Source organism: Haloglomus salinum, assembly GCF_024298825.1.
In the GTDB taxonomy this organism is placed as follows: domain Archaea; phylum Halobacteriota; class Halobacteria; order Halobacteriales; family Haloarculaceae; genus Haloglomus; species Haloglomus salinum.
On record NZ_CP101153.1, the window covers coordinates 2677968 to 2698334 of the forward strand.

The following is a 20367-nucleotide window of genomic DNA, read 5'->3' on the forward strand; positions in this document are numbered from 1 at the left end:
CCTGCCGGTCCCCCGTCGTCTCCGCGCTCAGGGCGAGCAGCTCAGACCGTCCGCCAGCGTCAGCGTCTGTCCCGCCTCGACGAGCGTTCCCTCACACTGCACCTGCTGTCTGGTGTCATCGGTGAACGTCACGGTGACGTCGATGTCGTTGGCGGCGGCCACGCTGGGGGTGAACTCGATGATAGCGGTCCCGGACGGTCCCGACGGCGGGTTCACGAGCGAGACCGTCGTGTCGTCCGACGGGTCGGCGTCGACCGTGACCTCCGGCACGTCGAAGTCGTCCGTGGCGCTGTAGGTGAACGTCACGCGGTCGGTCTGGGGCTGGTTGCCCTGCCCCTCTCCTTGCCCTTGGCTGGGATTGCCGCCACCGGCGTAGTTGGCGCTCACGCTCAGTGACCTGACGGTCGGCGCCTGGTCGCCCGCTTCGGCCTCGCAGACATCCTCGGGCCCAGTCGTCCGCCAGTCGTCCGCCGAGACGTTCGTATCCACGTAGGCCTCGTCGTCCACGCGGCGGAGGCCGATGCCGTCGGCGTCGAACTGAACCCCTTCGGCTCCGTTGTACGTGAGGCTGTCATAGACTGGCCCGCCGCCATCGGGAACGAGTTCGAGCACGCCGCTGTCACTGACATCGAGCGTTCCAGTCGACTCGGAGCCACAGGGGTTGGCGTTGACGTATACCTCCTCCCGAGACATGGCATTGTCAATATTGACGGTCACATCGCCCCCGTCGGGGTTGTACACGAGGTCGTAGTCCCCGCCATCCGGGAAGTAGAGCCGGACGAACTCATCGGCGGCCGAATCGTCTCCGACATTCGGTGACGGTTCCACCGCGGTAATGAGCGGCCGTGTGTACGCGTCGTTCTCGACCCGCTCGGCGTTGTCCTCGACGGTGAGGTTGACGGCGACGGTCTGCGGGTCGCTCCGGTCGGCTGCGTCGCCGCCGGGGCCGGTCGCGTTGAGCGTCACCTCCCGGCTCTGCCGGACGTTCAGCGGCGCGCGGTAGCTGAACGTCGCCCGGCCGTTGGCGTCGGTCGTCGCCGTCGCCGTGCCGCCGCTCCCGCTCCCGTCGCCGACCACCCAGCCGGTCACGGGCTGGTCCACCTCCACCTCCTTCCCGGCGAGGGGGTTGTTGAACCGGTCGCGGACCTCGACCGTCACCTGCTGGCGGTCGCCCTCGTCGAGGCTGTCGCCGCTCCCCCGGGTGACGACCACGTACGCTACCTCTCCGGCTGCTCCCTCGGCGGGGCTCCGGCTCCCCACACCGACGGCGCCGAGCCGGAGGTTGTAGCTCTGCCCCTCGACGAGGGTGACGACGAGGAGGTTCCCCTGGGCTGCCGGATTGTCCCGGACCTCGATCTCCTCGACGTAGCCGTCGGGGTTCCTGGTGGCCATCTCACCGCTCAACAGGTCCTTCCACTCCGATTCCGACAACTGCGTCGGGAGCCGAAGCGTAATCGCCCCCTCCTCGCTCGTCACGCTCACGGTCCGGTTCGTCGCGGAGACGACCCGCGGGTCGACGGCGACCGCGCGGCTCGTCGCCGTGTCGTACTCCCCCATCAGTCCGACCAGCGAGATCGTCCGGGAGTTGATGAACGACTGGTTGGAGAGTGTGAGCCGCTCGCCGCTCTCGAACCGGTTGTACAGCACGGAGGTCTCGAACACGGTCTCCGGGGCCCCACCGTAGGCGTTGTACGACGGCTCGTACACCAGTCCGTTCGTCGAGAAGTTCCGAGCCGTCCCGTTCCAGTAGTTCTGAGCGCCGTTGCTGGTCGTCGCCGTCGCATTGGTGATGTTGAATCCGCCCCGGTCGACGGTCCGGAGGGTCCCGCCCGGCGGGGCCGGGTTCAACAGGAGGGTCCGCGAGGGGTAGGTCGTTCCCAGCCGGACCTGCGTGGTCCGGGGCTCGCCGGTCGCGGCCGACCGGAGCAGGTCGCTCCGCAGGTCGACCATGTCGCTCTGGAGGTTCTGGTTGTGGTTGAACTCCACCTGAGCGTTCTCCTGTGGGACGAGCACCGCCTGGAAGAGGGCGAGACCGATGATGAGGAAGGCGAACAGCACGAGGACGCCGATCTGCACCGGCTGCCCCCGCGCTCCCCCCGTCGTGCCGTACATATGCGTCTGCTCGCATCTCTCGGGCGGTGATAAAAGTGGTTTCCGACAGAAGCATCCAACCATCGGCTGGTCGGCCGCGCCCCCGGTGGGCGGCCGCCGACGCCCGGGCTCAGTCCTCCTCTTCGACGACCTCGGGGTCGGCGAGTGCCGACTGGAGGCTGTCGAGCCCGTTCACCCAGTCGAGAACGAGTGCGTTCTCTATCTCCTCGACGACGCTCGTGTCAATCTCATCGCCCGCGAAGATGCGGGTCCCGGCCTGCGCGCAGTAGGCGAACGCGGCATCGAGGTCCTGCTCGTTCCCCGCGTCGATGGCCGCGTCGACGTACTCGGCCGCGCTGGCCTCCTCGGCGGGCGCGTTGGCGACGTACTCCTCGGCCGCCGAGATGACGGGCTCGAGCGAGGCCTGCACGCTCTGGATGAGCATCGTCTTGTCCTCGTCGTCGAACTCCACCTCGGCGAAGATGATGTCACGCATCTGCCCGAGCTTCTCCAGCGCGCTCTCCTCGGCCAGCTCCTCGTCCTCGGCGTCGGTGACGATCTTCGCGACCGCGATGGCCGTATCGTCGCGCAGGTTCCAGAGGAAGCGTGCCGAATCCTCCTCTTCGGGGTTGAAGTCCTCTTCACGGAGCCGGCCGACCCAGTTCTGCCAGCGCTCCGCCGTGTAGTACTCGTCCGGGGGCGTGCTCATGTTGCCGGCGTACGTGCGCCGGGGGTTATGCCTTTCCCTCGGCCGCCACCCGATGGACTCAATACTCTCGACACATCGCCGACTGCGGGCCGCTAACGGCCCGTATCGCATGGGTTGTCGTCTCCCGCCGTGTGCTGGCGCGCCCCACCCTACGCGGGTCAACCCGGCGATATCACGCTCCGAGCGTCGCCTCGGTGTCGATTCCGTAGACGCGCGCGGGAGTCTCGACGTGCACGGTCCGGACGGCGTCCTCGTGGCCCGCCTCCAGCAGCCACCGGGTCCGCCGGGGGACCGTCTTCGGCCCGAGCACCGCACCGGGACGGTCCGGGTCGTCGATGAAGTCCGTCTCCAGCATGAACGGCCGGCCCTGCTCCATGGCGCCCTCGATCTTGGGTTTCTTGGCGATGACGCTCGGCACCGGGCCGACCGTCCGGCTCCCGGCGTAGTGCTTGACCACCTGCTCGCGCGGGAGGCCGCGCTCCTCGGCCCAGTCCGTGACCTCGGAGAAGTCCTCGCCGCCCTCCGTGTGGAGCTGGACGGCACAGCCCACCTCGGCCGCGCGCTCGAACGCGTGGCGCATGACCTCGTTCGAGGCGTCCCAGACGGCCTCGTCGACATCGTAGTGTGGACGCCCGGATTTGATGGCCAGCGCGGGGCCGTCGCTCACATACTCTGCAGCCACGTCGATGCCTGCACACATCAGGTCGCGCGCTGCCTCGGCGGTGTAGCCACGGTCGACGAGCTGGCTGATGAGCGCGGGGTGGACCCCGAGAACGGGCCATGCACGGCCGTCGAGTACCTCCGTCGCGCGTTCGACCGCCGCCACGGTGAGGTCGAACCCCTCGCGGAAGTCCTCGCGCTCGTCCACCTCGACGCCGAGACTCCACGACGGCTTGTTCAACACGAGCAGGTGCGTGCCGCCGACATCGGCGAACTCCTCGACCGCCTCCGTATCCCGGCCGTTCACCGGGTCGAGGTGGAGGTGGTCGTCGAGAACGGGTCCGTCGTATTCCATACCCGTGGCTGGGACGGCCGTGGCGAAAAGCGTCCGGGATGCGCCCGACGGTCGCGGTCGCGTGGCTGGACACCGGCACGTCCCCGAAAGCGGCACGCGGTGGCCCCCGGCCGCGACGCTCGCGGGGCTGGCGAACCCGTCGGCGCGACTCGGTGCGTCAGGTCACGGTTGGGCTGGTCCCGTCCCCCTACTTGAATCTCAGGCCAGCAGCGTCGACCGGCCGACGCTCTCGGCGGCCATCCACGCGAGGAAGCCACCGTAGACGAGCAACAACCCGACCGCTTCGGCCGTCGACACCTTCAGGTCCGTCCGGACGACGGTCAGCAGGAGGAGGGCTGCGCCGACGAGGAAGACGAACAGCGGCACGACCGCGCCGAAGTTCACCGTGACGGCGCCGACCACCAGCACCGCGACCGGGATGGCGACCAGCAGGTCGAACGTGCTCGACCCCAGCACCGTCGAGATGGAGACGCCCGGTTCGTCGTTGCGCGCAGCCAGCACCCCGACGAACACCTCCGGGACCGAGACCCCCGCGCCGACGACGGTCAGACCCCAGAGGAACTCGGAGGTGCCGAACACGTCGCTGAATTCGATAGCCGCGCGCACCAGCCCCTCGACGCCGACGCCCACGAACACCAGCGATACGACCAGGCCGGTCAGGTACTGGGCGGCCGAGTGGTCGCCGCTCGCGCGTCCCGCCCCGTGCTCGGCGGCATCGGCGTACTGCAGGAACAGGAAGAAGAGGTAGAGCCCGAGCGGTGCGAGCACCAGTTGCCGCGTCAGCTCCCCGGTCCGGCTGCCGGTGGCGACCGGGTTGTAGATGACCGAGAGCGCGAGCACCAGCAGGACGGTGGCGACCGACAGCACGTAGAAGCCGGTCTCCTGATACACCAGTTCGCGGTCGGTCTGGAGGCTGCTGCCGGGGGATAGCAGCGTCGAGACGCCCGGCACCACGAGCACCTTGAACACGGCCGAACCGACGACGATGCCGACAGCCAGCTCGACGCGGTCGTGGAGCGTGATGGCGACGACCGTCGCGATGAACTCCGGGAACGAGGAGCCCAGCGCCGTCACGACCGCGCCCCGGACATCGCTCGGGAGGTCGAAGTGGTCGGCCAGCTGTCGGGTCGACCGTTCCAGCACCGTCGCTCCCGCCCACACCGCCGCCAGCGACCCCGCTGCCAGGGCCGCGACAACCTGGAGACTCGTCATGGCCGCCCGGACTCGGGGTCGACCCGTAATTCCAATGGCCGCGTCGTGGTGCGTGAGGTGTTGACGCAGCGGTTCATGGGGTCCTGTCGTATCCGTGGCGGTGTCGACCCACGAGCGACAACCCTGAAGCGTCCGCCCCTCGACAGCCGGCCCATGTCCATCCCGCTCTGGCAGTTCGCGGACCGACTGAACGAGTTCCTCGACGTAGACGCGTACGCGGCTGACGCCGCCGTCCAGGGGCTGCAGGTCGGCCCCGAAGACGCGACCGTCGAGACGGCCGCCTTCGCCGTCGACGGCGTCGTCGCCACCTTCGAGGAGGCCGCTTCGCGTGGTGCCGACGTCGTCGTCGTCCATCACGGCATCTCCTGGGGCGGCATCGACGCCGTCACCGGGAAGGAGCACGACCGCGTCGCCGCCCTCGTCGAGAACGACCTCGCGCTGTACGCCGTCCACACGCCGCTGGACGGGCACGACGAGGTGGGGAACGCTGCGCTGCTCGCCGACCACCTCGACCTCGATGTCGTCGAACCGTTCGGCGAGTTCGGTGGCGTCCACGTCGGCCAGCGCGCCCGCGCGGACGACCCGCTGACGGTCGCGGACCTGCGGGCGTCGCTGTCGGAACTGGCGACCGGTGACCAGCCCGTGCAGGTGCTCGACTTCGGCCCCGACGAGGTGGAGAACATCGCGATTCTCACGGGGAGCGGCACCGACTGGCTGGACGAGGCCCGCGACGCAGGCGTGGACGCCCTCATCACCGGCGAGGGGAAACAGCCCGCCTATCACGAGGCTCGCGAGGCCGGCATCCATGTCTTCCTCGCCGGCCACTACGCCACGGAGACGTTCGGCGTGCGCGCGCTGGCCGACCGCGTGGCCGGCTGGGACGAGGGCATCGAGACGACGTACATCGAGCACCCGACCGGGCTCTGAACACCCGATTCACGACGCGACCACGCCGCGAGGCCGCCTGCCCACATCCGAACCCATATCCTCCAGCCGGCCCTCTACAGCGGTAGTGAGCACGGACACCATCTCCCTGCCGGGCCGTGGGCGGGTGGAGGCGGGGCTGGACGACCTGGTCAGGGAGAACCGGTTCACCATCGCCGTCGTGTTCCCGCTGATGGGGGCGGTCCTGCTGGTCGCCTCCCGGGAGACGCTCCTGCCGGCCGGCCTGAACTTCAATCCGTACCTCATCATCTTCGGGACGCTCGTGATGCGCCTGCCGCTCGTGGCCGGGCTCGCGCCGCTGGTCGACCGCCGGGCCGCCGCTGGCCTCCTCGCACTCACCGCGTACTCCTACGCCATCGAGTACGTCGGCGTCCTGACGGGATTCCCGTACGGGAACTTCGAGTACGGCGTGGAGCTGGGGCCGATGTTGCTGGACACGGTGCCACTCGGACTCCCGGTGTTCTTCTTCCCGCTCGTCGTGAACGCCTACCTGCTCTGTCTGCTCCTGCTGGGGCCCCGCACGGAATCGGCGCTCGTCCGCCTGCCCGCGGTCATCGCGGTCGTCCTGCTGATGGACCTCGTGCTGGACCCGGGTGCGGTGGCGCTGACGTTCTGGACGTACGACCCCGCCGGCGCGTACTACGGCGTCCCGTGGTCGAACTACGCGGGCTGGGTGCTGTCGGCGACGGTCGCGGTCGTGACGCTCGATGCGGCGTTCGAGCGGTCGGGGCTCCGTCAGCGACTCAGCGACTGCGAGTTCATGCTCGACGACCTCGTCTCCTTTGTCGTGCTCTGGGGGCTCGTCAACGCCTACTTCGGCAACTGGATTCCGGTGGTGCTGGCGGGGCTGCTGGGCGCCGGCCTGCTGGCGACGGACCGCTTCGACTTCGACGTTCGCCCCTCGTGGCCGTCGGTTCGGGGGTGAGATGGGTACGACTGAACCGGTTGCATCTCGGCTCGGCCGACGACGGACCCATCAGACAGCGACGATGGCCCCGGGTAGAAAGCCCCCCCGCGCTCGGCCGTAGGGTGGTTGGTTAGCCGGGCGGTTCCGAGACCAGGAAGCGCGCGAGCGCCATCCACGGCGAACCGCGAGCGTCAGCGAGCGTGTTCGCCGGTACTCGGCGCTCGCGCGGGGAGGTTTGGGGACGCTAGCACTCCGCCGGAACCACCACGCCCGAACGCTTGGTCCAACAGACAACAGGGTGGGACTGAAAGGGGCCGCCCGGCTGGCGGCGAAGCCGCCAGCTACTAGATTGTCGGCGGATCCGACAATCCGCCTCGACCCAGCCCCGGTGACGTAAGCACCGTAGCACGAGCGAAGCGAGCGCGAGGAGCGCAACGAGCTGCGGCTGGTCGAGCGGGCGGGGGCTTTCACCAGGAGTCCGTCGTGGTTGTCCTCGCTATCGTCGTAGAGAGAGCGGGCGGGGGCTCCCAACAGGAACTATCACTCTACGACCGAGATAATCCAGATAAGGGCACACCTATTCATTAATGGGCAGAATAGGTGCGGAGATTAACATTTTCCTATCGAGCAGGCATCGGCTCGCCGGGGTGGTCGTGGCTCGTCTGCGTGCCCGACGGGACCGCGCTCACCTTCGCGAACACCGTCTCGGGGTCCTTGTTCCAGAACCAGTGCCACTGGGTCTCCGCGACGAGCCGGAGCTTCCGAAGCGAGGACAGCGACGGGGTTGCCGAGAGCACGTCGCAGTCGCGCTCGCGGATGAGCCGGTGATGGTCGGCGTACAGCACGGCGGCGATGAGAACCGGAAGCTGGCAGTCGCGCGGGAGGAGACCGATGCCGGCAACCCCTTCCTGGTACAGCGTCTCCGTCCGGCGCAGTTCCTCGCGCATCGCGGCGGCGAACGCCTCGTCGTACTCCAGCCGCTCGACCTGCGCCTCGGGGACGCCGTGGCGCTCGAGCGTCTCCAGCGGGAGATAGATGCGGTCGCGCTCGATGATGTCCTCGCGGACGTCCCGGAGGAAGTTGCTCATCTGGAACGCCTCACCCAGCTTGCGAGCGGCGGGGATGGCCTCCTCGGGGGCGTCCTGGCGCATCACGTAGGTCATCATCACGCCGACCGCGGCGGCCGACCCACGCATGTACGCCTCGACCTCCTCGTAGGTCTCGTAGCGGGACTTCTCGATGTCGGTGAGCATCGCGTCGATGAACACCTCGACCTCCCCGTCGGGGATGTCGTAGCGCTCCCGGAGTTCGGAGAAAGCCGCCAGCACCGGGTCGTCGGTCTCGCCGGTCAGTGCGGCCTCCCGGATCTCCTCGAGCTGCCGCCGCTGCTCGGCCGGTGGGACCCCCTCGGCGTCGTCCACCACCTCGTCGGCCACCCGGAAGAACGCGTACAGTACGTACGTGGCGTGCCGGACACGTTCGGGGAGCAGCCGCGTCGCGTAGTAGAACGTCCGTCCGGTCCGCCGATGGATGGCCTTGCTCCGAGAGAGCTGCGCGTCGTCGACCATTCGGTACCTCACAGTACGGTCGTCAGCATCTTATAGATAGTGCAAGGACGAGCCGGTAAGCTTGAACATGGGGGTTGTTCAAACCGCCTATCTAGGAAAAAATTGCCTAATGTCGGCCACCATGCTGAGACTGGCCCGCCGTCTGCCTCGGTCCGGATATCGAGTTGAATACCGGTTCCGGCCTCGGACAGGTCGTCGCCTCGTCGACGGGGTCGTCGTGCTCGCCGCCATGGCCCCCGCACTCGCCGACACGGCAACCAGTCGTCGAGGGGCATCGGCGCCCGGGGCTCGCCGGTGTCTAGGGCCCGAGATAGCCCCATGCCTGCAGCCGGTCACCGTCGCCGTCGACCCAGCGCTCCCCGATGTCGTCCCGGTAGTAGCAGTTGGGGAGCAACACCTGGTCGACGCGGTCGTACGCCTGCTCGCGGGCGTCGGCCATCGTCTCGCCCGTCCCGGTCACGACCAGTGGCATCCCGCTCTCCCCCGCCGCGCGCCACTGCCCGTCGACGAGTTTCGCGTCCTCGATGTGGACGCCCTCCGGTGGGCTCCCGTCGGGCGTGTCGAACACGATGGCGGCGTTCCGTGAGCTCTCGTCGTACGTCTTCTCGTCGTCGAACGGGAACGGCGGGAGGACCACCCGAACCGCGACCTGGTAGCCACCGTGGACCTCGGGCGAGGGATTCCGCCCGTGCGCGAGGTCGTGGAGGAACTCGCCAGTGGGTGACTCCAGGGACTCCTCCTGCAGGACGATGGTCGGGTAGCCAAAGCGGGGCGTGAACTCCAGCGGGTAGATGCCGCTCTCGTTGACGATGCAGTTGATGTCGATGCTCCCGACGTACCCCTCGTCGGCGAGCCAGCCCTCCAGCTTCCCGAACGTCTCCTCGAACAGGCGGTTGCGACCGGCCCAGAACATCGAGGTCCCCATCTCACCCGTCGAGGGGCCGATATTGCCCGGGAACAGCTTCTTGTGCTCGAAGTTGAAGTTGATGGGCTCGACGAAGCCCTCGCCGTCGAAGAAGCCACAGACCGCGACCTCGACGCCCTCGACGCGGCGCTGAAGCTGGAACCCCTTCATCCGGTGGCCCCACGACTTCTCGTACGCGCGCAGGATGTCCACCACGTCGCTCCCGTCGTCCTCGCGGCCGACGTACAGCAGCCGTTTGACGTTCTGGACCTCGCCGAGCGGCTTCACGACGTACGGCGCGGGGTTCGCCCGGACGTGGTCGATGGCCGCGTCGAAATCGTGGAACACCTCCGAGGGAATGGGGTCGATGCCGTGGGCCTCGAACACCTCCGTCGCGTAGCCGCGGTCGTCCTCCAGCCGGTCGGTGTTCGGCGTCCCGCCGACGACGGCGTGGCCCTCGGCGCGCAGTTCCTGGGCCAGTTCGCCCGTCCCCACGTCGCTCCCGACCCAGATGTCGTCGAAGACGACGACGTCCGCCCAGTCCAGCTCCGCGCGCCAGTCGTCGGTCTTCGGGACGAACCCGTCGGCGATTGCCCGGTCGCTCTCGGCGGCGATGTAGTAGCGGACGTCGTGTCCCTCGCGTTTCACCTGCCACGCGAGGTCCCCGACGAGGGCCGCGTCCAGCGAGCAGAAGAGGAAGTTCCTGCTGTCCATGCCCGGGTGTCGGCGGGTGACGGGATAAGCGTGGGTCCGGGTGGCGGAATAGTGATACAGGGCGCCGCACAGCATCGGCGCATGACGAGGCTGCTCGGGGCGTCCGACAGGCACGAGCGCGGTGTCTCGGAGGTCCTCGGCAGCGTCCTGATGACCGGCCTCGTCGTCGTGGCGATGACGGTCGCTGCGTCGGCTGTCGTGCCACAGTTCACCTCCGATACGGACTCGGCCCGGCCACTGGTCGACTGCGAGATTGCCTACGAGGACGAACTGCTGCTGACGCACGCCAGCGGCCACAGCATCGACACCACCGGGCCGTCGGTGGTCCTGCAGGACGGGTCGGGGTCGCCGACTCGCCTCCCGTTCGCCGTGGACGAGGGCGACGACGACGGCCGGTTCGAGGTCGACGAGACCGCCCGGCTCGGGACGCTCCCGGGCCGCACGGAGGTACTGCTCGTCGCGGACGGCGCCATCGTCTGTGAGGCCATCGTCTACCCGACGACGCCGACCCCGACGCCAGGCACGACGCCGACGGCCACAGCAACGCCGATGCCGACAGCTACACCGACGCCGATGCCGACAGCTACACCGACACCCAGCGCGCCGGCGCCGGCCACACCGACACCGTCTCCAACGCCGGAGAATCAGCCTCCGGCAGCAGACTTCACGGCCGACCGGAAGGGACAGTCGTCCAACGTCGACCTCGATGGCTCCCCGTCGTCCGATTCCGACGGTACGATTCTGACCTACCGGTGGGACGTGGGTAACGACGGTTCCATCGACTACAGGACCGAGACGGTGAGCTGTGCCGAGGTTCCGCAGGGTGCGCTCGTGCGACTCATCGTCACCGACGACGACGGGGCGACCGACCGTACACTCAAATATGTTCCGTAGCTCGGCTCAGGGCGTGAAGAAAAATGGTATATGTCGGAAATTATCTGGAAATTGTCGGAATAACTCGGATATGGGCTACAGCGGCTCCTCGCCGTCGATGATGCGCTGGGCACGGGCCGCCAGCGCCGGGACGCCGTGGCGCATCTTCGGGTACATGTCGTCGTCCGAGTTCCCCTCGAGGTAGCGCCGGAAGAACATCTCCCCGAGTCCGGCGAGTTTGTACACCGCGAGCACGCGGTAGAACTTCTCGTTGGTGAACTCCAGCCCCGTCTTCTGCTCGTAGCGCTCGACGAGTTCCTGTCGGGTCATGTACCCGTCGCGGGTCATGAACGTGTTCGACAGCGAGTCCGTCGATTCGGGCGGATCGGGATCCTTCGCGTCCCACCAGTACGACAGCATCCACCCGAGGTCGGTGAACGGGTCCCCGAGCGTGGCCATCTCCCAGTCGAAGACGGCGTTGATGCGTGGCTCGTCGTCCGTGGCGAACATGACGTTGTCCAGCTTGTAGTCGCCGTGGACCAGCGTCGACGGCGGGTCCTCGGGGACGTTGTCCTGGAGCCAGCTCATCACGTCGTACAGTTCGTCGACCTCGCGCTCCTCGGTGGTCACCTCGAACGCCCACATCAGCTGCTCGGACCAGCGCCGGACCTGGCGCTCGGTGAAGCCGGGCGGGTAGCCGAAGTCGCCCTCCTCCAGCCCGACGGCCTCGTAGTCGACGGCGTGGATCTCGGCGAGCCCGTCGACCAGTTCCTCGCCGACCTGTCGCCGGCGCTCGGGCGTGGCGAAGCGCTCGGGCTCCTCGTCGCGGAGGACGACACCCTGCATCCGCTGCATCACGTAGAAATCCGCGCCGAGGACGTCGTGGTCGTCGCACGCGAGTACCGTCTCGGGCACGCGCACGTTCGTCTCCTGAAGCGCATCCATCACGCGGAACTCCCGGAGCACGTCGTGGGCGTTCTCGGCGGTCTCGCCCGGCGGCGGCCGCCGGATGACGAGATCGTCGTCGCCCCACGTGACGAACAGCGTCTCGTTGGAGTGACCCTCCTTGTGATGTTCGACCTCGTAGGTGCCGCCGTGCGGCCCGAGTTCGTCCTCCAGATACTCGGCGAGCGCCTCGCGGTCGACGATGCGCCGGAAGTAGTCCGATTCGCCCTCGCTCATGCTCTCTCCTGGCACGACACGCCCCGTGTTGCCTCGATTGCTAACATTGTAAGGGGTAGTTCCCGCCGGGGGTACGTATAGGTGGGGGACGAACGGGGGCGACCCCGTTGCCGGCGGGTGGATTGCTGCGATTCCTTTACAATGGTTGCCCAGCAACACCTCGAACATGGATATCGATTACCACGACTCCGAGCGGGCGACGGAGCTTGCTCGGCGCGCACGCGAGTTCATGGACGAGGTCGTCATCCCGACCGAGCGCGAGTATCTCGGCAACGGCCCCGTCGACATGTCCGTCATCGAGGACCTGCGTGCGGAGGCGCGCGAACGGGACATCTACTGCCCGCAGATCGCCGAGGAACACGGCGGCATGGGCGAGTCGTTCCGCGACGTGCTGCCCCTGTTCGAGCAGGCCGGGCGGTCGCTGCTGGGCGCGGTCGCGATGCGCGTCGACGCCCCGGACGAGGGGAACATGCACACCATCGAACTCGTCGGGACCGACGAGCAGAAGGAGGAGTACCTCGAGCCGCTCGTCGCCGGCGACATCCGCTCGGGCTTCTCGATGACCGAGCCCCGCGAGGGCGCCGGCTCTGACCCGAAGATGATCAAGACCACCGCCGAGAAAGAGGGCGACGAGTGGGTCATCGACGGCCACAAGTGGTGGACCACGCAGGGTGACGAGTCCGACGTGCTCATCGTGATGGCCCGGACGAACCAGGAGAAGCACCCGTACCAGGGCTGCTCGCTGTTCCTCGTCCCGACCGACGCCGACGGGGTGAACATCGTCGAGCCGACGCCGCACCTCGGCCAGACGCTCCTGCCCGAGAGCCACGCGGAGATCCGCTACGACAACGTCCGCGTCCCCGAGGAGAACCTCCTCGGCGGGCTGGACATGGGCTTCGTCCACGCCCAGGAACGGCTGGGCCCGGCGCGCCTGACCCACTGCATGCGGTTCTCCGGGATGGCCGAGCGCGCGCTCGACATCGCGAAGACGTACATGCAGAATCGCGAGGGCTTCGGGTCGAAGCTCTCCGAGAAGCAGAACCAGCGCTACGAGATTGCCGACATGGAGACGCGCCTCCACGCGACGCGCTCGATGGTCCGCCACGCCGCCGAGGAAATCACCCGCGGCAACCAGGCCCGCGTCGAGGTCGGCATGGCGAAGGTGTACGCCGCGAACACCGCACAGGACGCCATCGACCTCGCGGTCCAGTGCTGTGGCGGGGCGGGCATCTCCCGGAAGCTCCCGCTCGCGGACTTCTACGAGGCGGTGCGGGCGTTCCGCATCGTCGACGGCGCCGACGAGGTCCACCAGCGCGTCATCGCTCGCGAGGCGTTCGACATGGAGTACGACGAGGCCGAACTGGCGAACCTCCCGACGTTCGGCAACCCGAGCGTCTGAGCCCCCGTCGTTTCCGCCGAGTCGTTTTTGTCGTGCCATGCCCTCCCACAGTATATGACTGACCTCGATGTCGAGGACGAGATTCGCTTCGCTGCCGACGCCATCCGTGACGCCGACTCGGTGGTCGCCATGACCGGCGCCGGCGTCTCGACGGCCTCCGGCATCCCCGACTTCCGCAGCGAGGACGGCGTCTGGCAGGAGTACGACCCGATGGACTTCCACATCTCACGGTTCGAGGCCGACCCCGAGGGGTTCTGGACCGAGCGCGTCGAGATGGTCGAGGACCTGTTCGGCGACGACTTCCAGCCCAACCCGGCTCACGAGGCACTCGCCACGCTCCAGCGCGATGGCCACGTGGACGGCCTCATCACGCAGAACATCGACGGACTCCACCAGGAGGCCGGCAGCGAGGAGGTCATCGAGGTCCACGGCAACGGCCAGCGGGTCGCGTGCTACGACTGCGACCGGACGTTCGAGGCCGACGGTGTCTTCGACCGCGTCCGTACGGGCGCGGTCCCGCCGCGCTGTCCCAACTGCGACGGGCTCCTGAAACCGGACGTGGTGCTGTTCGGCGAGGAACTCCCGGAGTACCCGCTGTTCCGCGCGCAGTCGCTGGCCGAGCGTGCCGACCTGTTCCTCGTTGTCGGCTCCTCGCTCACCGTCCAGCCCGCCGCCTCCTTCCCCCGGACCGCCGCCCAGTCGGGCGCCACGCTCTGTATCGTCAACCTCGACCGGACGGGGCTCTCGGACCGCGCGGAGTACGACTTCCGCGCGGACGTGACGGACGTGCTGCCGGCCCTACAGGACGCCGTGCGGGAGCGGGCCTGAGCGCTGCCGTCCCGTGTGAGTCTAGTTCCCGCAGTAGGTGGCCTGGCCGGTCGCTGCACAGGTCAGCGTGAGGTCGTATCCCGTCACGGCTGCCGGGTCGCCATCGACCGGCTTCCAGACAGTCAGCCGGACGGACTCGCCGGGGTCGAGTTCGGGGCTCCCGTCGCCGGAGACGGCCACGCCGTTCCCGGGGTCCGCTCCCGCTCCGGTCGTCAGGTCGAACTCGTAGCCGTACCCGGAGGAGAGGACGGTGGCCTCGCGGTCGCCCGTGTTCGTCACGGTGACATCGACGCCGAAGTCGGGGTCGGCGACGAACGGCGTCGCGTCGTCGAGTGCGAGTTCCGCGACGGTCGACCGGGCCGTCCCGGTCGCGTCGGTCGGCTCCGGTGAGTCGCGCGGCTCCCGCGCCGACGGCGTCGGGGAGGGCGACCGTCCATCGCCTCCGTCCGAGCTACACCCGGCTAGCAACGGTGCCGTGGCGAGGCCAGCGGTCGCCCGGAGCAGCTGTCGCCTGTTCACTCGTGACCCGTCACGGACGGGTCGCATGAAGCTACTGCTCGGTGGCGCCTGTCGGACGCAGTGGTGTCGCCGCTACTCTTTTGTCCCGACCGGGCGTGCCAACGCTCGCCATGGAATACAGCGTCGTCGAGACGGATGAAGTCGCGGTGACCGACCTCTCGCAGATAGAGGAGATTCCGCCGGACCTGGACATGCAGGATGTCGACTCCGCGCTCGGGCTGGAGAACATGCTCTGCAAGATCTGGCACTTCGAGGAGGACGAGCAGATCGGGTACCACGCGCACGCCCAGCAGGAGGAGCTGTTCTACGTCCTGGAGGGGCGGTTCTCGCTGAAGCTCGGGCGCTCGGGCGAGGAGGAGTTCCGCGAGGTCGGCCCGGGAACGTTCTGGGCGGCCGGCCCGATGATCGGTCACGGTCACCGCTGCGTGAGCGAGTCGGGGAAGGTCCTCGCGCTCGGGGCGCCCGACACCGCTGACCCCGGACTCGACCCGCATCAGATATCCGACGAGGAGATAGAGGAGGCCCAGTCCGGCGACGACTGAGTCCGGCCGTCCCGAGTGGTCCGGTCGGCCTCAGTTCGCCTCCGTCTCCGGGTTCGCGTCCACCTCGATGTCCTCGCCCGCGTAGGTCGCGTCGAGGTACTCGAGGATGCGCGAGGACTGGCTCATCGTCACGCCGGTCGCGCTGTCGACGACGACCGGGACCTGCCGCTGGCCGGAGACGCGCTGGACCTCGTTGCGCCGGGAGTGGAGCCCCTCGACCCAGACGCTGTCGTATGCGAGGTCGAGTTCGTCCAGCCGGTCGACGACGAACTCGCAGAACGGGCAGCCCTCCAGTCGGTAGAGGGTGATGGTCGGGTCGGTGTCGGCGGCGTCGGTGGCGTCGCCCGCGTCGGCGTCGGTGCTCATACCCGTCGTTGTGGGGCGGGGCGCATAACTCTCCGGGGCGCTCGGTTACGTCGTATCGCTGGGACGTGTCTCCGGGATAGGTTCGACTCGAAACACGTAGTCCGGGTAGACGCCATCCAGATTCGCCGGACTCTCTTCGGCGGTGTGCGCTCGACAGAGGGCGGCTTCTGACTCCACGGCGCCGTGGCCGGTGTCCTCCTGATAGCGTTCACGGACGAGAAACGTCGCCGGCTCGGTACAGCCGCGACGGTGACACTCACCGGGCGAGCCCGACTGTTCGTCCTCCTCGTGTCGGGCCTCGTCGTGGCCGGTCCTATCGTCGGCGGACGGTTCCGGTTCGTCGGCACGGTCACGCGCCTCCCCAAGCTCTCGCTCCCGCTGACGGCGTTCCTCGTCGTCTGCCTGGTCCTCTCGTCCCTGCTTAGTGTCCACCATGCCGCTCTCTACGCGAATGGGCGGGATAACGCTGTGGACGGTCGTCGCTTCAGTGCTGCACAGTCGCGCCGTCTCCCGCGGACGCTCTAGATGTCGGAGCGACAGACGGACGGTGTTCACCTCGGGCCGGTCGTCAGGGGGTATGCAACGCTCCCTGCGAGCTCGGTGATGTCGCTACTTCGCGGGCTCCGGTGGCCGGCCGGGGAAGTTCACGTAGCGGTCCAGAACGCGTCGAGCGTCCTCGGTGACCGAGGACCCGTGGTAGACGAGCGCGGCGTCGAACTCCCAGTCGAGGAGGCGGTCGAGGTTCAGCTCCGCTGCCCCGTGGTCTGTGGCGTAGACGGCGGCGTGCGGGAGCAGGTACCCCTCGGGGAAGCCACGGAGGTCGGCCCCCACGAGTGCATCGCCGGCAAGCAACACCCCACGTCGCTCGGACACGAGTACGTGGTGGTCGGGGGAGTGCCCCGGCACGTGGATGGCCCGGAACGCCCCGATTCGGTCGCCATCGCCGTAGCGGTTGTCGGCGGCGTGGTCGGTGTCTAGCTCGGACTGCTCGGGCACGCACGTCTCGGTGCCGTAGCGGTCGACAACTGCGTCGAATCCGCCGACGTGGTCGTAGTCCCCGTGGGTGATGACGAGCCGTTCCGGGCGGAGCCCGGTCGCCTCGATGCCGTCGAACAACGCCTCCGTCGTGTCGTCGAACCCCGCATCGAACAGCGTCGGAACCTCGCCGTCGACCAGGAAGGCCCGGTACCGGCGACCCGTCGGGTCCGTCCGCACGGTGATGTCGAACACGTCCGGAACAATCTCACGAGGCATGTCCGTGCTAGCACCCGGTCGCCCTTATATCGCGCTCCGGCACGAGGGACCCTGTGCAGCACGGGTCCGCGAATCGCTCCGGTAGCTGCCTGGCCGACACGGGACAGTGGTACGCCGACTCTCCGGGTCGGTATGTACCCGACGCCCACGAGCCACGCACGTCCTGCGTCCGGGAGCGCAACGCCCAAACGACGGCCACCCCCACGGACGCACATGAACGCCGACCGGCGGTACGTCGCGGTGGCCGCCATCGTGGGCATTTTCGTCCTCGTCCAGCTGGGGGCGCTCGCGCTGGTGGAGCCGTTCAAGTCCGCGGGGTTCCAGGACGTCCAGAACCCCTCGGACCCGACCAACAGCCTGCTGTACGTGGGGGCCATCCTCGTCGCGACCGTCGTGATGCTCGGCGCGTTCAGGTACGGTGGCGACCGCGTCATCCGCGCGGTGCTGGTGTTCTCGTCGGGCTACCTCTCGTTCTACGTCTTCGCGGTGCTCGTCCCGGCGGCGCCGCTCCCAGGCCTCGCCGCCCTCGCGCCGGCCGTCGCGCTCGCCGCGCTCGTCACCGGCGCGCTCTGGTTCTACCCCGAGTGGTACGTCATCGACGCCGCCGGCGTCGTGATGGGTGCGGGCGCGGCCGGCCTGTTCGGTATCAACTTCGGCATCCTCCCGGCGCTCGTCCTGCTGGTCGTGCTGGCGGTGTACGACGCTATCAGCGTCTACGGCACCGAGCACATGCTCACACTCGCCGAGGGCGTGATGGACCTGAAGGTGCCGGTTGTCCTCGTCGTCCCGCTGACGCTCTCGTACTCGTTCCTCGACGAATCACCGGAGGCTGGCGGGAGCGACGACGGTGACGAGGACGACACGGCCGTCGCCGATGGGGGGCAGGCCAGCGGCAACGAGGCCGGCGGGGACGGGACCGACGAGGGCGGGAATGCGTCCGAAGAGGGCGACGAGGCGGACCCTGAGCGCGACGCCTTCTTCATCGGGCTCGGCGACGCCGTGATGCCGGCGGTGCTCATCGCGTCGGCCGGGTTCTTCGCGCCCGTCGGCGTCTCCTCGCTCGTGCCGGGCATCGCGCTCACGCTCCCGGCGCTCACCGCGATGGTCGGGACGAACCTCGGCCTGCTCGCGCTGATGTACTTCGTCATGCAGGGGCGCGCCCACGCGGGCCTGCCGCTGCTCAACGGTGGCGCCATCGGTGGGTACCTCGTCGGAGCGCTCGCCGCGGGCATCCCGCTGGTGCAGGCACTCGGACTGGCCCCGTACCTCTGACCGTCCCTCGCGTTGGTGAAGCAGATTTCAGTAACTTCCCATACAGAAATGTCCTTCAGATTATACTTTTCACCCTCCCTCCGTTAGGGGTGGATGCGGGGATGGTCCCCGCTGGTCCCCATGAAGCCTCCACGAACGCGCCGCCTCATCGTAGGCGGCTCCGTCCTGCTCGTCGCCGGCTGGCTGGGCCTGATGGCGCTCGTCGCGCCGGCCCTCCTCGGTGCGGTCGCCGCAGCGACGACGCTTCCGCTGGCGCTCGTCCTCCTCCCGTACGTCGCGGTACGGCTCGCGACACGGGTGATGGAACCCCCCCGGTGGCCGCTCCGGGCCACGCCCGACGGCGTCGAGGGGGCCGACCCCGGGACCGCAGAGGCCTGACTCCCGCACTGCCGGGGCCTCCGCGTGCCACGAAGGCCCCGGCCGTTCTCGGTCATGTCCTGGTCCCTTACGGGACCACCCTGCTGTCGCGGTCCGCGTGCTACCGCCCGGTGAGCGCGTCGCTCGCCGGCGCGAACTCGAGCAGTTCTCCCAGTCCCTCGTCGCGCGCCTTCCGGTACAGCATGTATGCCGCGGCGACGGTCTCGACACCCGTCCCGCCCGAATCGAACATGGTGATCTCCCGGCGGTCCGTCCGGCCCTCGGCCTCGCCGGCGACCACCTCGCCCAGTTCGGCGTGGATGTGGTTGTCCCCGACGACGCCCGCTTCTTTGGCCTGCAGGAACGCCCCGGCGTCCTGGTCGACTCGGGCACGGAGGTCCGGGACGTACTTCGCACGCTCGACGGCCGTCGTGTCCACCTCGCGCTTGTCCGGGTCGTACTGGCCCATCGCCGTGATGTGGGTTCCGTCCTCCAGCATGTCGCCATCGAAGACGGGTTCGGTGGCGTTCGTCGCCGTGACGACGATGTCGGCGCCCTCGACGGCGGCGTCCGGCGAGGCGACCGCCGCGACGGACGCGTCGAGCGCCTCGTTCATCTCGCCCGCGAAGCTCTCGCGGTGTGCCTTCGTCGGCGAGTAGACCTCGACGGTCTCGATGTCGCGGACCGCGGCGGCCGCGCGGAGCTGGCCCCGGGCCTGGGCGCCGGAGCCGAACAGCGCCAGGTCGGTCGCGTCCGGACGCGCCAGTTCGTCGATGGCGACACCACCCGCGGCGCCGGTCTTGAACGGATTGAGCGAGGCACCGTCCAGCATCGCCAGCGGGCGCCCGCTCTCGGCGTCGAACACCGGCAGGAAGAAGTGCGCATCCTTGTCGCCGAACCCGGCCGCGTAGGTGTACCCGCCCATCGCCCCGGTCTCGGGAAGGATGGCCATGTAGCCGGTCAGCATCCCCGGCGGCGACTGGTTCACGAGTTTGGTCCGTGGCTCGGCAGCCGCACCCTCGCCGACCTCGCGGTACCCCTCGCGGACGGCGTCGACGTACTCGGACAGGGTGGCGAGCCCGGACAGCTCGTCGCTCCGCAGGAACAGCACCTCCGTATCGGTCATACCGGGCGTTCACACGGCCACCGTTTGGCGTTTGCGGCCCGGACGCCCGGACGCCATCGGGTGGGTATCCGCCTCCATCGAGACAAGAAGCATCGGACATTATCCCGGAACATGTCCAATATATCTATAATATCTAGATTATATTCAGTAGATGGGATTCTGGTAACAAATGGTGGTGTAGGACCGTAGCGTAGAATACGGCACCGTCGGGAGTTCAGTCGGCGGGCTCGAAGGAAGCCTGCGACTCGGTGGCGGGGGCCCCCGTCGACCGACCGGGGGTGCGGACGAACATGGCGTGGCCGACGAGGCCAGCGGCGACGAGGCAACCCAGCGAGATGGCGGTGGTGACGACGATGCCACCGAGGAAGAGAGCGGTGGCGATGCTGGCTGCTGCGAGCGGAATCGCGCCGAGAACGAAGTCGTAGTAACCTGCCATATCTATCATGACTTTCGGATGTTACTGGTATAAGTGTTTCCCAGATTCAACTGGTAAGTCGTGTGGGGGCGATATATATCTGCTCCAATACTTCTGCAAATAATCTCCATAACTTATGAAATAGTTCGTTCTCCATAACCGCAATCGA

General features: G+C 68.2%; 21 protein-coding genes. 8 read left to right on the top strand and 13 right to left on the bottom strand.

Translation table 11 applies throughout. From position 1 onward, the window contains the following. Positions 1–27: 27 nt before the first annotated feature. The 4 genes from NL115_RS12850 to NL115_RS12865 all read right to left on the bottom strand — a co-directional run bounded on the left by NL115_RS12850 (position 28) and on the right by NL115_RS12865 (position 5027). On the bottom strand, positions 28–2112 hold the full coding sequence (locus NL115_RS12850) for a hypothetical protein (RefSeq protein WP_254829757.1): 2085 nt from the start codon (positions 2110–2112) through the stop codon (positions 28–30). A 109-nt stretch (positions 2113–2221) separates the two neighbouring features. Further along, positions 2222–2800: a DUF2150 family protein gene (locus NL115_RS12855; RefSeq protein WP_254829758.1), complete on the bottom strand. Its 579-nt coding sequence runs from the start codon at positions 2798–2800 to the stop codon at positions 2222–2224. A 172-nt stretch (positions 2801–2972) separates the two neighbouring features. After that, complete coding sequence (locus NL115_RS12860; protein ID WP_254829759.1) at positions 2973–3815, bottom strand: TatD family hydrolase; 843 nt, start codon at positions 3813–3815, stop codon at positions 2973–2975. Positions 3816–4013: 198 nt separating this feature from the next. Next, on the bottom strand, positions 4014–5027 hold the full coding sequence (locus NL115_RS12865; protein WP_254829760.1) for a sodium:calcium antiporter: 1014 nt from the start codon (positions 5025–5027) through the stop codon (positions 4014–4016). 159 nt (positions 5028–5186) lie between these two features. Here NL115_RS12865 and NL115_RS12870 point away from each other — a divergent pair, with 159 nt between their 5' ends. Further along, positions 5187–5954 carry a Nif3-like dinuclear metal center hexameric protein gene (locus NL115_RS12870; protein ID WP_350355312.1) on the top strand — a complete coding sequence of 256 codons (768 nt, stop codon included), beginning with the start codon at positions 5187–5189 and terminating at the stop codon, positions 5952–5954. An 85-nt stretch (positions 5955–6039) separates the two neighbouring features. After that, positions 6040–6897, top strand: a complete 858-nt coding sequence (cruF, locus tag NL115_RS12875) for a bisanhydrobacterioruberin hydratase (RefSeq protein ID WP_286666643.1) — start codon at positions 6040–6042, stop codon at positions 6895–6897. 602 nt (positions 6898–7499) lie between these two features. Here cruF and NL115_RS12880 read toward each other — a convergent pair. Together NL115_RS12880 and NL115_RS12885 are read right to left on the bottom strand one after the other, a co-directional pair. Then, the gene (locus tag NL115_RS12880; protein WP_254829762.1) at positions 7500–8447 is read right to left on the bottom strand and encodes a phytoene/squalene synthase family protein; all 948 of its coding nucleotides are present in this window, start codon (positions 8445–8447) and stop codon (positions 7500–7502) included. Between the two features lie 298 nt (positions 8448–8745). Further along, positions 8746–10065, bottom strand: a complete 1320-nt coding sequence (locus tag NL115_RS12885) for a phosphoribosylamine--glycine ligase (RefSeq protein WP_254829763.1) — start codon at positions 10063–10065, stop codon at positions 8746–8748. Positions 10066–10146: 81 nt separating this feature from the next. Here NL115_RS12885 and NL115_RS12890 point away from each other — a divergent pair, with 81 nt between their 5' ends. Beyond that, positions 10147–10959, top strand: a complete 813-nt coding sequence (locus NL115_RS12890; protein ID WP_254829764.1) for a PKD domain-containing protein — start codon at positions 10147–10149, stop codon at positions 10957–10959. Between the two features lie 75 nt (positions 10960–11034). Here NL115_RS12890 and NL115_RS12895 read toward each other — a convergent pair whose 3' ends face one another. Further along, on the bottom strand, positions 11035–12120 hold the full coding sequence (locus NL115_RS12895) for a phosphotransferase family protein (protein ID WP_254829765.1): 1086 nt from the start codon (positions 12118–12120) through the stop codon (positions 11035–11037). A 172-nt stretch (positions 12121–12292) separates the two neighbouring features. Between NL115_RS12895 and NL115_RS12900 the strand changes: the two genes are divergently transcribed. Both NL115_RS12900 and NL115_RS12905 read left to right on the top strand, forming a co-directional pair. Then, on the top strand, positions 12293–13519 hold the full coding sequence (locus NL115_RS12900) for an acyl-CoA dehydrogenase family protein (protein WP_350355313.1): 1227 nt from the start codon (positions 12293–12295) through the stop codon (positions 13517–13519). Between the two features lie 54 nt (positions 13520–13573). Further along, positions 13574–14347, top strand: coding sequence for an SIR2 family NAD-dependent protein deacylase (locus tag NL115_RS12905; protein ID WP_254829767.1), 774 nt, complete (start codon positions 13574–13576; stop codon positions 14345–14347). Positions 14348–14368: 21 nt separating this feature from the next. On the opposite strand, the gene NL115_RS12910 is transcribed toward NL115_RS12905, so the two are convergent. Then, positions 14369–14866: a DUF4352 domain-containing protein gene (locus NL115_RS12910; protein WP_254829768.1), complete on the bottom strand. Its 498-nt coding sequence runs from the start codon at positions 14864–14866 to the stop codon at positions 14369–14371. A 110-nt stretch (positions 14867–14976) separates the two neighbouring features. Here NL115_RS12910 and NL115_RS12915 point away from each other — a divergent pair, with 110 nt between their 5' ends. After that, a complete protein-coding gene (locus NL115_RS12915) occupies positions 14977–15408 on the top strand; it encodes a cupin domain-containing protein (RefSeq protein WP_254829769.1) in 432 nt (143 codons plus the stop codon). Between the two features lie 30 nt (positions 15409–15438). Here NL115_RS12915 and NL115_RS12920 read toward each other — a convergent pair whose 3' ends face one another. The 3 genes from NL115_RS12920 to NL115_RS12930 all read right to left on the bottom strand — a co-directional run bounded on the left by NL115_RS12920 (position 15439) and on the right by NL115_RS12930 (position 17028). Beyond that, a complete protein-coding gene (locus NL115_RS12920; RefSeq protein ID WP_254829770.1) occupies positions 15439–15774 on the bottom strand; it encodes a glutaredoxin domain-containing protein in 336 nt (111 codons plus the stop codon). Between the two features lie 45 nt (positions 15775–15819). Further along, a complete protein-coding gene (locus tag NL115_RS12925; RefSeq protein ID WP_254829771.1) occupies positions 15820–16209 on the bottom strand; it encodes a hypothetical protein in 390 nt (129 codons plus the stop codon). Positions 16210–16383: 174 nt separating this feature from the next. Next, positions 16384–17028 (bottom strand): MBL fold metallo-hydrolase, encoded by a 645-nt coding sequence (locus NL115_RS12930; protein WP_254829772.1) that lies wholly within the window; start codon positions 17026–17028, stop codon positions 16384–16386. A gap of 213 nt (positions 17029–17241) precedes the next feature. Between NL115_RS12930 and NL115_RS12935 the strand changes: the two genes are divergently transcribed. Together NL115_RS12935 and NL115_RS12940 are read left to right on the top strand one after the other, a co-directional pair. After that, positions 17242–18300, top strand: a complete 1059-nt coding sequence (locus NL115_RS12935) for a presenilin family intramembrane aspartyl protease PSH (RefSeq protein ID WP_254829773.1) — start codon at positions 17242–17244, stop codon at positions 18298–18300. Positions 18301–18420: 120 nt separating this feature from the next. After that, on the top strand, positions 18421–18678 hold the full coding sequence (locus tag NL115_RS12940; RefSeq protein WP_254829774.1) for a hypothetical protein: 258 nt from the start codon (positions 18421–18423) through the stop codon (positions 18676–18678). Between the two features lie 100 nt (positions 18679–18778). Here NL115_RS12940 and NL115_RS12945 read toward each other — a convergent pair whose 3' ends face one another. Together NL115_RS12945 and NL115_RS12950 are read right to left on the bottom strand one after the other, a co-directional pair. Continuing rightward, the gene (locus NL115_RS12945; protein WP_254829775.1) at positions 18779–19783 is read right to left on the bottom strand and encodes an ornithine cyclodeaminase family protein; all 1005 of its coding nucleotides are present in this window, start codon (positions 19781–19783) and stop codon (positions 18779–18781) included. Between the two features lie 214 nt (positions 19784–19997). Further along, on the bottom strand, positions 19998–20219 hold the full coding sequence (locus NL115_RS12950; RefSeq protein ID WP_254829776.1) for a DUF8015 family protein: 222 nt from the start codon (positions 20217–20219) through the stop codon (positions 19998–20000). Positions 20220–20367: the final 148 nt, after the last annotated feature.

Coding starts and splice junctions, on each gene's coding strand:
- NL115_RS12855 (WP_254829758.1), bottom strand. CDS start 2,800: ATGAGCACGCCCCCGGACGAGTACTACACGGCGGAGCGCTGGCAGAAC.
- NL115_RS12885 (WP_254829763.1), bottom strand. CDS start 10,065: ATGGACAGCAGGAACTTCCTCTTCTGCTCGCTGGACGCGGCCCTCGTC.
- NL115_RS12945 (WP_254829775.1), bottom strand. CDS start 19,783: ATGACCGATACGGAGGTGCTGTTCCTGCGGAGCGACGAGCTGTCCGGG.
- NL115_RS12880 (WP_254829762.1), bottom strand. CDS start 8,447: ATGGTCGACGACGCGCAGCTCTCTCGGAGCAAGGCCATCCATCGGCGG.
- NL115_RS12890 (WP_254829764.1), top strand. CDS start 10,147: ATGACGAGGCTGCTCGGGGCGTCCGACAGGCACGAGCGCGGTGTCTCG.
- NL115_RS12940 (WP_254829774.1), top strand. CDS start 18,421: ATGAAGCCTCCACGAACGCGCCGCCTCATCGTAGGCGGCTCCGTCCTG.
- NL115_RS12950 (WP_254829776.1), bottom strand. CDS start 20,219: ATGGCAGGTTACTACGACTTCGTTCTCGGCGCGATTCCGCTCGCAGCA.
- NL115_RS12920 (WP_254829770.1), bottom strand. CDS start 15,774: ATGAGCACCGACGCCGACGCGGGCGACGCCACCGACGCCGCCGACACC.
- NL115_RS12860 (WP_254829759.1), bottom strand. CDS start 3,815: ATGGAATACGACGGACCCGTTCTCGACGACCACCTCCACCTCGACCCG.
- NL115_RS12865 (WP_254829760.1), bottom strand. CDS start 5,027: ATGACGAGTCTCCAGGTTGTCGCGGCCCTGGCAGCGGGGTCGCTGGCG.
- NL115_RS12935 (WP_254829773.1), top strand. CDS start 17,242: ATGAACGCCGACCGGCGGTACGTCGCGGTGGCCGCCATCGTGGGCATT.
- NL115_RS12895 (WP_254829765.1), bottom strand. CDS start 12,120: ATGAGCGAGGGCGAATCGGACTACTTCCGGCGCATCGTCGACCGCGAG.
- NL115_RS12905 (WP_254829767.1), top strand. CDS start 13,574: ATGACTGACCTCGATGTCGAGGACGAGATTCGCTTCGCTGCCGACGCC.
- NL115_RS12915 (WP_254829769.1), top strand. CDS start 14,977: ATGGAATACAGCGTCGTCGAGACGGATGAAGTCGCGGTGACCGACCTC.
- NL115_RS12925 (WP_254829771.1), bottom strand. CDS start 16,209: ATGGTGGACACTAAGCAGGGACGAGAGGACCAGGCAGACGACGAGGAA.
- NL115_RS12850 (WP_254829757.1), bottom strand. CDS start 2,112: ATGTACGGCACGACGGGGGGAGCGCGGGGGCAGCCGGTGCAGATCGGC.
- NL115_RS12930 (WP_254829772.1), bottom strand. CDS start 17,028: ATGCCTCGTGAGATTGTTCCGGACGTGTTCGACATCACCGTGCGGACG.